The sequence below is a fragment of the uncultured Campylobacter sp. genome, from assembly GCF_963517995.1.
In the GTDB taxonomy this organism is placed as follows: Bacteria; Campylobacterota; Campylobacteria; order Campylobacterales; family Campylobacteraceae; genus Campylobacter_A.
In genome coordinates this window covers 1-10,221 of record NZ_CAUQHQ010000082.1, presented here as the reverse complement: position 1 = coordinate 10,221, position 10,221 = coordinate 1, and the positions used below count along the sequence as shown (strand labels likewise).

Annotated in this window: 10 protein-coding genes, 2 tRNA genes and 1 pseudogene; 5 read left to right on the top strand and 8 right to left on the bottom strand. The window is 47.1% G+C overall.

From position 1 onward, the window contains the following. From accA to gpmI, 5 genes are all read right to left on the bottom strand, one after another. A partial coding sequence (accA, locus tag RYL88_RS08755) for an acetyl-CoA carboxylase carboxyl transferase subunit alpha (RefSeq protein WP_314990643.1) occupies positions 1-862 on the bottom strand: 862 nt, incomplete at its 3' end. After that, complete coding sequence (locus RYL88_RS08750) at positions 862-2,070, bottom strand: beta-ketoacyl-ACP synthase II (RefSeq protein WP_314990642.1); 1,209 nt, start codon at positions 2,068-2,070, stop codon at positions 862-864. The genes accA and RYL88_RS08750, both read right to left, overlap by 1 nt. Before the next feature lie 19 nt (positions 2,071-2,089). After that, positions 2,090-2,323, bottom strand: coding sequence for an acyl carrier protein (gene acpP / locus RYL88_RS08745; protein ID WP_297968972.1), 234 nt, complete (start codon positions 2,321-2,323; stop codon positions 2,090-2,092). A gap of 81 nt (positions 2,324-2,404) precedes the next feature. Beyond that, positions 2,405-3,148 carry a 3-oxoacyl-ACP reductase FabG gene (gene fabG / locus RYL88_RS08740; RefSeq protein WP_314990640.1) on the bottom strand — a complete coding sequence of 248 codons (744 nt, stop codon included), beginning with the start codon at positions 3,146-3,148 and terminating at the stop codon, positions 2,405-2,407. Positions 3,149-3,228: 80 nt separating this feature from the next. Further along, entirely contained in the window at positions 3,229-4,707 is a 1,479-nt protein-coding gene (gpmI, locus tag RYL88_RS08735; RefSeq protein WP_314990638.1) for a 2,3-bisphosphoglycerate-independent phosphoglycerate mutase, read from the bottom strand. A gap of 79 nt (positions 4,708-4,786) precedes the next feature. Here gpmI and mraY point away from each other — a divergent pair, with 79 nt between their 5' ends. The 4 genes from mraY to RYL88_RS08715 all read left to right on the top strand — a co-directional run bounded on the left by mraY (position 4,787) and on the right by RYL88_RS08715 (position 7,885). Beyond that, on the top strand, positions 4,787-5,851 hold the full coding sequence (gene mraY / locus RYL88_RS08730) for a phospho-N-acetylmuramoyl-pentapeptide-transferase (protein ID WP_314990636.1): 1,065 nt from the start codon (positions 4,787-4,789) through the stop codon (positions 5,849-5,851). Positions 5,852-5,870: 19 nt separating this feature from the next. Further along, positions 5,871-6,389, top strand: a complete 519-nt coding sequence (locus tag RYL88_RS08725; RefSeq protein WP_314990634.1) for a hypothetical protein — start codon at positions 5,871-5,873, stop codon at positions 6,387-6,389. Between the two features lie 12 nt (positions 6,390-6,401). Beyond that, positions 6,402-7,664 carry a UDP-N-acetylmuramoyl-L-alanine--D-glutamate ligase gene (gene murD, locus RYL88_RS08720; protein ID WP_314990632.1) on the top strand — a complete coding sequence of 421 codons (1,263 nt, stop codon included), beginning with the start codon at positions 6,402-6,404 and terminating at the stop codon, positions 7,662-7,664. Between the two features lie 145 nt (positions 7,665-7,809). Next, a tRNA-Phe gene (locus tag RYL88_RS08715) sits at positions 7,810-7,885 on the top strand. A gap of 565 nt (positions 7,886-8,450) precedes the next feature. Here the strand turns inward: RYL88_RS08715 and RYL88_RS08710 are convergent. Beyond that, positions 8,451-8,525: transfer RNA gene (locus RYL88_RS08710), tRNA-Glu, on the bottom strand. Between the two features lie 86 nt (positions 8,526-8,611). On the opposite strand from RYL88_RS08710, the gene RYL88_RS08705 reads away from it, so the two are divergent. Then, complete coding sequence (locus RYL88_RS08705; RefSeq protein WP_314990631.1) at positions 8,612-8,812, top strand: hypothetical protein; 201 nt, start codon at positions 8,612-8,614, stop codon at positions 8,810-8,812. A 34-nt stretch (positions 8,813-8,846) separates the two neighbouring features. On the opposite strand, the gene sdhE is transcribed toward RYL88_RS08705, so the two are convergent. Both sdhE and RYL88_RS08695 read right to left on the bottom strand, forming a co-directional pair. After that, entirely contained in the window at positions 8,847-9,716 is an 870-nt protein-coding gene (sdhE, locus tag RYL88_RS08700) for an 8-methylmenaquinol:fumarate reductase membrane anchor subunit (RefSeq protein WP_314990628.1), read from the bottom strand. Positions 9,717-9,719: 3 nt separating this feature from the next. Continuing rightward, positions 9,720-10,221: pseudogene (locus RYL88_RS08695) on the bottom strand ((2Fe-2S)-binding protein); the annotation flags it as partial.

The following is a 10,221-nucleotide window of genomic DNA, read 5'->3' as shown; positions in this document are numbered from 1 at the left end:
CAAGCTTTTCAAGCTCGGTTATAAAATAGGTTGCAAGAGCTTTGACGGCAGCTTCTTTATCTCGATGTGCGCCGTTCACCGGTTCTTCTATAACATCGTCTATCAAATTTAAATTTTTTAAGTCGTCGGCGGTTATTTTTAAGGCTTTTGTAGCCTGTTCTTGTTTTAAAGGATCATTCCAAAGTATCGCTGCACAGCCCTCTGGAGAGATGACCGAAAAAACCGAATTCCTCATCATAGCAAGTTTGTCAGCAACGCCTATGGCTAGAGCGCCACCGCTTCCGCCTTCGCCTATAACGACGGCTATCATCGGCGTTTTTAAATTTGCAAATTCAAATAAATTTCTAGCTATCGCCTCGCTCTGACCGCGCTCCTCAGCAGCAACGCCCGGATACGCGCCGGGAGTATCTATCAAAAATAGTATTGGGAGTCCAAATTTTTCAGCCATTTTAGCTATTCGTAAAGCTTTGCGGTAACCTTCGGGATGAGGCATACCGAAATTTCTTTTTAGTTTATTTTTGGTTCCTCGACCCTTTTGCTCGCCTATTACGACGACTTTTCTAGAGCCTATATAGCCGATAAAACAAACTATCGCCGCGTCGTCGCGATACGCTCTATCGCCGTGCAACTCGTAGTAATCCCTCATCATACCTTTGATGTAATCAATAGCATAAGGACGATCTGGGTGTCTTGCCAAAGCAAGGCGCTGAAACTCGTTAAGGTTTTTGTAAATTTTAGCAGTCTCTTTTTCTAAATTTTTATTTAGAATTTCCACCGCATGCTCATCGCCGCGAATTCTTGCATTTGCGATGTCGTCGTCTATTTGCTTGATACTTTGCTCAAAGTCTAGATAACTTGCCATTATATCTTCTTAAATACGATAGAGCCGTTAGTGCCGCCAAACCCGAAAGAGTTACTCATAACGGCGTTTAGCTCAGCTTTTCTAGCTAGATTTGGCACGTAGTCCAAGTCGCATTCTTCATCTTTAGTCTCGTAGTTTATGGTAGGCGGTATGAGACCTTCTTGCATAGCCATTATAGAGATAACCGCTTCTATCGCGCCGGCTGCGCCTAAACAGTGCCCGGTTTGCCCCTTGGTCGAGCTAACCGGCGGTACGCTATCTCCGAAAAGAGCCTTAAGGGCGGCCGTTTCATTTCTGTCGTTCGTCGGAGTCGATGTGCCGTGCGCATTTATATAGTCGATTTTTAAATTTCCGGCCATTTTAAGAGCTTTTTTCATAGCAGATAGCGGCCCTTCAAGCGAAGGCGAAGTGATATGATACGCATCGCCGCTCTCGCCAAATCCTACAATCTCGGCGTAAATTTTAGCCCCTCTAGCCTTTGCGCTCTCATATTCTTCAAGCACGAGCGCGCCGGCTCCTTCTCCCATGACGAAGCCGTCTCTATCCTTATCAAATGGACGAGAGGCATGCTGGGGATCATCGTTTCTAGTAGAGAGCGCTTTCATAGCGGCAAACCCGCCTATTCCTACTCCACAAACCGTAGACTCGGAACCTACGACTAGCATCTTTTGAGCCTCACCGATCATTATAGTCTTAGCCGCTTCGATTATGGCGTGAGTAGATGCCGCACATGCCGTTACGCTAGAGATATTAGGCCCTTTTAAGCCGTGCTCTATCGAAACTATACCGCCTAGCATATTTACTAGAGCAGAAGGTATAAAAAACGGAGAAATTCGTCTTGAACCTTTTTCGAGCAAGGTATTGGAATTTTTTTCGATATTAGGCAAACCGCCTATGCCTGCAGCGGAGCTAACGCCGAAATTCTCAGCGTCAAATTCGCCGAAATTCGCATCAGCCATGGCTTCTTTAGCTGCCCTTAGCCCAAGCTGAATAAATCTATCGACCTTTTTGACTTCCTTTGCATCCAGTACCGTAAGCGGGTCAAAGTCCGTAATCTCGGCAGCGATCTGAACGGGAAAATCGCTCGCGTCAAAAGAGGTTATCTTTTTTACGCCGGTTTTACCTTCGCAGATAGCCTTAAACGAGCTATCTTTATCAAGTCCCAAAGCGTTAATCATCCCAATGCCGGTTACTACGACTCTTTTCAAGGCTACTCCTTGCAAAAACTTATTTATTTAGGTTCTCGATGTAGGTTACGACGTCGTTTATAGTGATTAGTTTCTCGGCGTCGCTATCAGGTATCTCTACTTCAAATTTCTCCTCAAGCGCCATAACGAGCTCAACTACGTCAAGCGAGTCTGCGCCTAAATCTTCGATAATCTTAGACTCAAGCTTTACCGCATCCGGAGCCACACTTAGTTGCTCAACCACTACGTCTCTTACGTCATCAAATACTGCCATTTTCTTCTCCTAAAAATTAAAAATTTCGTGATTTTAGTATATTTTAGCTTAAAATTTCGCAAAAACGCAAAATTTACGCGTTTACATATATAGTCCGCCGTTGATTTTTAGCGTCTCACCGGTCACGTAGCTAGCGTGATCGCTTAGCAAAAATGCCACAGCTTCGGCCACTTCGCTGGCACTTCCAAATCTTTTTAGCGGGATGTTGTCGCTGTAAGTTTTTTTGATCTCGTCGCCCAGCTCGCTCGTCATATCCGTCTCGATAAAGCCCGGAGTTACGCAGTTAAAGCGGATATTTCTCGCCGCGCCCTCTTTGGCGAAACTTTTGTTCATCGCGATCATTCCGCCCTTGCTAGCAGCGTAGTTTGCTTGCCCTGCGTTGCCCATCTCGCCCACGATCGAGGCTACGTTTACGACGGCACCGAAGCGTTTTTTGCTCATTACTTTTAGCGCCTCGCGGCATCCGATAAAGGCCGAGGTTAAATTTGCGTTTATCACGCCGGTAAAATCCTCCGTCTTCATGCGAAGCGCGAGCTTGTCGTTTGTGATACCGGCGTTATTTACGAGGTAGCTTAGCTCGCCGTCGGCGTCCGCGATCAAATTTATCGCTTTTACAAACTCGTCCTCGTCCGTCGCATCAAATTTAACCACCGCGGCCTGCCCGCCGTTTGCTATGATTTCAGCTTGCAATGCATCGGCGATTTCTGGCTTTGAGCGGTAGTTTATCCAGACTTTTAGTCCCATTTGCGCCAGGGTTTTGGCTATCTGCGCGCCGATACCGCGACTAGCTCCCGTGATTAGCACGTTTTTTCCGCTAAATTTCATTTTTTCTCCTTAATTTTAAATTTGGCCCGCATTTTATCAGACGAAAGCTAAAAAGCCTTTTACTGAAAATTTATATAGTTTTAAAACAGCGCCTCGTCCATTTCGGCGGGTTTTTTGATACCCATCAGCGCTAAAACGCTCGCGGCGATATTGTTTAGACCGCCCGCTTTTACCGCCTTTACACCCTCGCCCATCACGAAGCAAAATACGTCAAAAGTCGTGTGGTTGGTTAGCAGATTACCCTGCGCGTCCTTCATCTGCTCGCAGTTGCCGTGGTCGCTCGTGATGATTAGCGCGTAGTTTTTCTCTTTTGCCTTTGCCACTATGCGCCCTAACGCCGCATCCACGGCCTCGACCGCCTTTACCGCCGCGTCAAATTCGCCCGTATGCCCGACCATATCGCCGTTTGCGAAATTTACCACGATAAAATCCTGCCCGTCATCCACGCCTTTTAGCACCGCCTCGCACACGGCCTGCGCGCTCATTTCGGGCTTTTCGTCGTAGGTTTTGACCTTAGGGCTTGGCACCAGTACCCTAGTTTCGTTTTGGGCGAGCTCCTCGACGCCGCCGTTAAAGAAAAACGTCACGTGAGCGTATTTTTCGGTCTCGGCGGTGTGCAGCTGCGTTAGGCCGGCGTTTGCGACGACTTCGGCAAGGGTATTTTTTAGCTTTTCGTTTTCAAATAATACGGGAAAGGCGAAATTTGCGTCGTATTCGGTCATCGTGAGTAGATTTTTGACGATGAACGGGCGCGCGAATTCGCTAAAATTTTCATCGCCCAAAGCCGCCGCGATCTCGCGCACGCGGTCGTTTCGGAAATTTATAAATATCACGCCGTCATCCTCGCCGATGCCGCCAAAATCCCCAAAACTAGCCGGCACGATAAACTCGTCCGTCACGCCTGCCTCGTAGCTTTGCATGACGTATTCTAGCGGCGACACGGTTTGCGCGTTTTCTCCGCGCGTCATCGCGTCGTAGGCCGTTTTCACGCGCTCCCAGCGCTTGTCGCGGTCCATCGCGTAAAATCTACCGCTAACGCTAGCTAGCTTAAAGCACCCGCTTTGCGCCTTTTCTTGCAGCGATTTTATGAACGCCAGTCCGCTTTTTGGGCCTACGTCGCGACCGTCGGTTATCGCGTGAGCGCACACCTCGCAGCCGTTTGCGACCGCAATGGAACACATCGCGTCAAAGTGGCTTAGATGCGAGTGCACGCCGCCGTCGCTGTAAAGCCCGACGACGTGGACGCGTTTGCAAGTTTTAAATAAATTTAAAAGCTTTTCGCTTTTGGCTAGCGAGCCGTTTTCAAAACCGAGCGAAATTTTGACCAAATTTTGATACAAAACCCGCCCGCTGCCGATACACATGTGCCCGACCTCGCTGTTTCCCATCTGTCCGTCGGGTAGGCCCACTGCTAGGCCAGAGGTTTTTATGAGCGCGTTTGGGACGTTTTTAAATAGCCAGTCGTATGTTGGCTTTTTTGCCGCTGCAAATGCGTTAAATTCGCTACTTTCATTGTATCCGATGCCGTCTGTGATCACCAAAATAGTTTTTTGAGCCATTTTTAAATTTTTGCCTTAAATTTAGATATTTTTTAACGGCATTATACTAAAATTAGCCTTTTTTAAAATAAAGGCTTTTATGTTTTACTATATTTATGAATTGTTAAATTTTAATATCTTTCAATACATCACCATTCGCGCGGGCTTTTCGTTTTTCATCGCATTTTGCTTGACCGTTTGGGCGCTGCCTAAATTTATCGCGTGGGCAAAGGCCAAAAACGCCGCCCAGCCCATCTACGAGCTAGCTCCGCAAACGCACCAAAAAAAGGCCAAAACGCCGACGATGGGCGGGCTGGTTTTTATCGGAGCGGCGCTTACGGCGAGCGTGATCTGCGCGAGATTAGATAACGTTTTCGTCTTCGCCTCGCTTGTCTGCCTTGCGGGCTTTACGGCGCTTGGGTTTAAGGATGATTTTCGCAAAATCTCAGGCGGCAAAAACCACGACGGACTAAGCCCCAGAGCCAAGCTTGCCGCGCAAATTTTAATCGCTCTGGCCGTTTCTTTGATGCTGTATTTGCAGGGCGAGCTGGGGAGCAAATTTTATCTACCGTTTTACAAATTTGCGGTGCTTGATCTAGGCGTTTTTGCGGTCGCGTTTTGGACGCTCGTCATCGTCGCGGCCTCAAACGCGGTAAATTTAACCGACGGACTAGACGGGCTAGCTACGGTGCCTGCGGTATTTTCACTGCTGACTTTGGGTGTATTTGCCTACATCTGCGGACACGCGGTCTTTAGCTCGTATTTACTTTTGCCCAAGATCGCGGGCGTGGGCGAGACTGTCGTAGTGGCTGCCGCCCTGATCGGCTCTCTGATGGGATTTTTGTGGTTTAACTGCCATCCGGCCGAGGTTTTTATGGGCGACAGCGGGAGCCTCAGCGTAGGCGCATATATCGGACTCATGGGCGTGATGACGAAAAACGAGATCCTGCTCATCATCATCGGCTTCGTCTTTGTCATGGAGACTTTGAGCGTGATTTTGCAGGTCGGAAGCTTTAAAATTTTTAAAAAGAGAATTTTTCTCATGGCGCCGATACACCACCATTTTGAGATAAAAGGCTGGGTGGAAAATAAGATCATCGTGAGATTTTGGCTCATCGCCGTTTTGGCGAATTTAATCGCGCTGACTGCACTAAAAATCAGGTAAATTTAATAAGGAGAATTTAATGAGAGCGCAGATAGAGCCGGATTACGAGACGGCTAGAAAAAGATACGACGGGATTTTGGAGAAAATTTTAGCCTATACGGACTACTGCGACGAACACGGCGACGAGAGCGGCGAGAAATATCGCGAGCTAGAAAACGAGCTACACGCAATCACGGGTAAAGATATGAGTAAATTTGACCTGTGGGAGTGGTGGGAGGCCGACGGGGCTGAAAATTTAGCCTTTGATATCGCGCTTCCGGAGCCTCGCCTCGTGCCCGATATCACAAAGGACGAGCTGCGCGAGATCGTGGAGCGTATGACGAGTTTTGAGCCGCAAGAGAGCGATGACGAGTTTTTGGACGAGTTTTACGATCGTCCGAATTTCGCTTGTGAGGGCGGATATTTTACCGAGTTTTTAAAGCTAAATTTTAAAGATACTTATGATGTTAAACTTTTTACCAGACACAAACGAAACGGCGTAATCACCGAGCTGGACGCGGAGGAAATAACGCAAATTTTATGGGGCAAAAGGGCGTAAAAAGGAGCAAAAATGAGAAAATCGCTATTTGGCTACGGCGGCACGACGCGCGCGATAGCAAAAAACTTCGGCAAAGAGGGCGGCTGGGATATCTACGACGATAAATTTAGCGAGATCTCAAGCGACGAATGGGACAACGCCCTACTACCGCCAAACCTTTTCATACCAGAAAAAAGCGGCTTAGAGATACCTAGCCCCGGCTTCCCGCCGAGCCACGAGCTGGTTAAAAAAGCGCAAAATCTCATCAGCGAGTACGACTATTTTTATAAAATTTACGGCGGCAAAATGCCCTTTACCGTCTGGATCAGCGGCACGAACGGCAAAACCACGACGACGAAGATGACGCAGCACCTGCTGGCGCGCTACGGCTCGGTAATGGGCGGCAACGTCGGAGTTCCGCTCGCAGACCTTGACATAAACGCCAAAATTTGGGTGCTAGAGACCAGCTCCTTTACGATGCACTACACGAACATTGCCGTGCCCGGCATCTACGCGCTTTTGCCTATCACGCCCGATCACCTCAGCTGGCACGGCGACTTTGCGCAGTATGAGCGCGCCAAGCTAAAACCGCTAGCAACGATGGGCGAAAACGCGGTCGCGATCCTGCCTAAAATTTACGCCCAGACGCCGACTAAAGCAAAGGTGATAAGCTACGAAAACGAGGCGGATTTGGCCCGGTTTTGCGGCGTAAATTTAAACGATATCGCCTTTAAAACGCCGTTTTTAACGGACGCTCTTTTAGCGCTTGCTATCCAGAAAATTTTGCTTGACAGGTGCGACGTAGAGCTTTTAAACGGCTTTGTCATAGAGGGCAACAAGCTAGAGGAGTTTCGCGATGCGCGCGGCAGAACGTGGGTCAACGACACGAAGGCGACCAACATCGACGCGAGCATCCAAGCCGTAAAGCGATATGAGGGCAAATTTTTACATTTGATTTTAGGCGGCGACGATAAGGGCGTAGATATGCGGCCGCTTTTTGAGGCCTTGCGCGGCGCTAAGACGCAAATTTACGCTATCGGCTCAAATACGGACAAGCTAATGACGCTTGCGGGCGAGTTTAAAATCCCTGCCGTAAAATGCGAATTTTTAAACGTCGCGGTCGGCGAGATAGATAAACGCTTTAAATTTGACGGAGCCGCTAGAACTAGCGCAAATAGCGAAAATTTGGACGAAATAGCGCTCTTAAGCCCTGCCGCGGCGAGCCTCGATCAGTTTAGCAGCTACGCGGAGCGCGGGGATGAATTTAAAAAAGCGATCTTAAATTTGCAAATTTGACGCAATATTTGCGCCGCAGAGCCGCCAAATTTGAGCGACTGCCTTTAAAAATAGATTTTGTATTTTAAAAATGCGCCGAATTTTGCGTCTTTAACCGAAATTTAAGTATCAAATAGCTAAAATCACATTTCTTTATTTACGGCGTGGTTGGATAGCTCAGTCGGTAGAGCAGCAGACTGAAAATCTGCGTGTCGGCAGTTCGATTCTGCCTCTAACCACCATTTCTTTATAAATCCCGATTTTATTGATATTTCAAAGCTTTAAGGTTTGGCTAGATACCATCTTGGGTGCCATATGTTAGTAATTTTTCTATTTTTAAAGCTAGAACTATACTATAAAAATATATGATAAATCTAGAATATCTTAGACTCGATTAAACTCAAGCTAATTCTTAGCCGCTGTTTTGCCTTTCTATACACGTAACGTATTATATGAATTTTGGAAGGATGGATACACTCTTTGATAGAAACGTCGCTTCGTAAGTGCTTTGATTATTTCGTATCTCTACTGCTATTATATATAATTGATAGCTATGCTTTAAAACTACAAATACAACTAAATCATAGCAAAAACGTACTCTTTAAATGAGGATTTTATACGGTCATCATTACGCTATACTTTGATCTATATTTAGTATAACGCCATCTGTTTATAATAATAAAGCAAACCACAACTTCCTATGCTTAGCTCTGCTTTGTTTGATACTAATAGGATGCGCTCTCTTTAGAAGAAAACTCATTTAGAAGTTTTTAACTTCATGAGCCTTTATGTTATATAATAGGTAGATGGTGACCCATACGAGACTCGAACTCGTGTTACCAACGTGAGAGGCTGGTGTCCTAACCGCTAGACGAATGGGCCGACAAAGGATACAAAACGTAAGTTGGATTATAACCAAATAAACTTAAACTAAGATTGTTTGAGGCGTTTACAGTTACCGTAAAAGCATGATATGTTTTTTGGCATACCACGATCTCTCAAACATTCCAATAGAAACTATGACAAAATATTCTAAATTTTACTGTTCGTCTCTTCATTGTTATTTTATCCAAACCTCGGTTAGCTACGCTAGTAGATACGTCTTAAATTTGCATATCTCTCGCCGCTACTTACTCAAAAAGCCTAAAAACGGACGAAGTAAAGGCTAAACATAGCCCGCTTCGTCCGCAAAAATCATCAAATTTAGCCTACTTTGACGCTATTAGTGTTTACGATATTATGCTCAAAGCCAAGCTGCTCTTTGCTAAGTCCTAGCGCAAGGCCCACTAGCTGCGATAGGTGGATGATAGGCACTCTGGCACCCGAGTTTTGCGCGTCTTGATAACGCTCCTGATAGATATCAAGCTGCATCTGGCAGAGCGGGCACGGCGTAACGATACAGTCCGCGCCATTTTCGTCAGCATTATTTACTATTTGGCTGGACATTTTTTGCACCGATTTTACGGCCGGATAGCTTGCGTGAAAACCGCAGCAGTCAAGTCTTTTTTCAAACGGTACTATTTTAGCGCCAAGAGCCTCTACGACGGTTTCAAAGCTTTTTGGATTTACCGAACTTTCGCGGTTTTGGGTGGCTTTTTCGGGGCGCAGGCTATGACAACCGTAAAATAGCGCGACCTTTAAATTTGAAAGCGGCTTAACGACTTTAGTCCTTAGCGTTTCTACGTTTTGATAAAGCACCCAAAGCAGGCTGGTTACCTCCGTAGTGCCTTGATACTGCATGTTGCCCTTAGCTAGGAAGGTATTTATCCTATCTTTTTGACCGCGGTCAAGCGCCGTTTTGGCTCTCGTTAGCGTAAGGAAGCAAGTGCTACACGTAGTTAGCACGGGCATATTCATGCCCTCAGCCAGGGCCAAATTTCTAGCGTTAGCTACCAGAGTAGCGATAGGATCGACGTCTTGAGCTTGCGTGGCGCCGCAGCAGCTCCAGCCTTTGATCTCGTGTAGTTTGATGCCCAGTATCGGCGCGATGGCCTCCAGCGAGATTTTAGACTCTTTTGCCGCTTGACTTAGGACGCATCCCGGGAAAAAAGCAAATTCGTTTTGTGCGCTCATCTTTTACTCCTTATCCGCGGCGGCGCGCGCGGCTTTTATCATTTCTACCAAATCTTTATGACCCTCGATGTCCTCTTCGCCGAATATATGCAAAGGATTCATCTTTCCCGCACCCATCAGTTTTAGCGCGATATCGGTTTTGCTTACGGCCATGGCGCCTTCGCTTCTAAGGGCGAGTAAAATTTCATTTAGCCTGCCCGAGCCATCTACCAGGTCGGTAAGGAAGGCGTTAGCGTGATCCGGGCCTTCGCCGGTATTTATGCCTTGTTTTTGCGTAAAGACTCTAAGCGCAGCTATATCGTCGGCTGCGCTGATACCTTTAGGGCAGCGGTCGGCGCACTCTTGGCAGTGCACGCAGTTCCACAGACCGCCTAAAACCGCGGCCTTGGCGTGCAGCATCGGGTCTTTACCCCTAGAGTCAAACGTCGCTCTGTGCGCGTGAGTGAAAACGAAAGGCTCCATATAGTCGCTGCTATCAGCCGTTAGTTTGCTGCACTCCGACGCG

What these genes read in the sequence shown, in the direction of transcription:
- acpP (WP_297968972.1), bottom strand. Translation starts at nt 2,323, where the DNA reads ATGGCAGTATTTGATGACGTAAGAGACGTAGTGGTTGAGCAACTAAGT.
- fabG (WP_314990640.1), bottom strand. Translation starts at nt 3,148, where the DNA reads ATGAAATTTAGCGGAAAAAACGTGCTAATCACGGGAGCTAGTCGCGGT.
- gpmI (WP_314990638.1), bottom strand. Translation starts at nt 4,707, where the DNA reads ATGGCTCAAAAAACTATTTTGGTGATCACAGACGGCATCGGATACAAT.
- mraY (WP_314990636.1), top strand. Translation starts at nt 4,787, where the DNA reads ATGTTTTACTATATTTATGAATTGTTAAATTTTAATATCTTTCAATAC.
- RYL88_RS08725 (WP_314990634.1), top strand. Translation starts at nt 5,871, where the DNA reads ATGAGAGCGCAGATAGAGCCGGATTACGAGACGGCTAGAAAAAGATAC.
- murD (WP_314990632.1), top strand. Translation starts at nt 6,402, where the DNA reads ATGAGAAAATCGCTATTTGGCTACGGCGGCACGACGCGCGCGATAGCA.
- RYL88_RS08705 (WP_314990631.1), top strand. Translation starts at nt 8,612, where the DNA reads ATGATATGTTTTTTGGCATACCACGATCTCTCAAACATTCCAATAGAA.
- sdhE (WP_314990628.1), bottom strand. Translation starts at nt 9,716, where the DNA reads ATGAGCGCACAAAACGAATTTGCTTTTTTCCCGGGATGCGTCCTAAGT.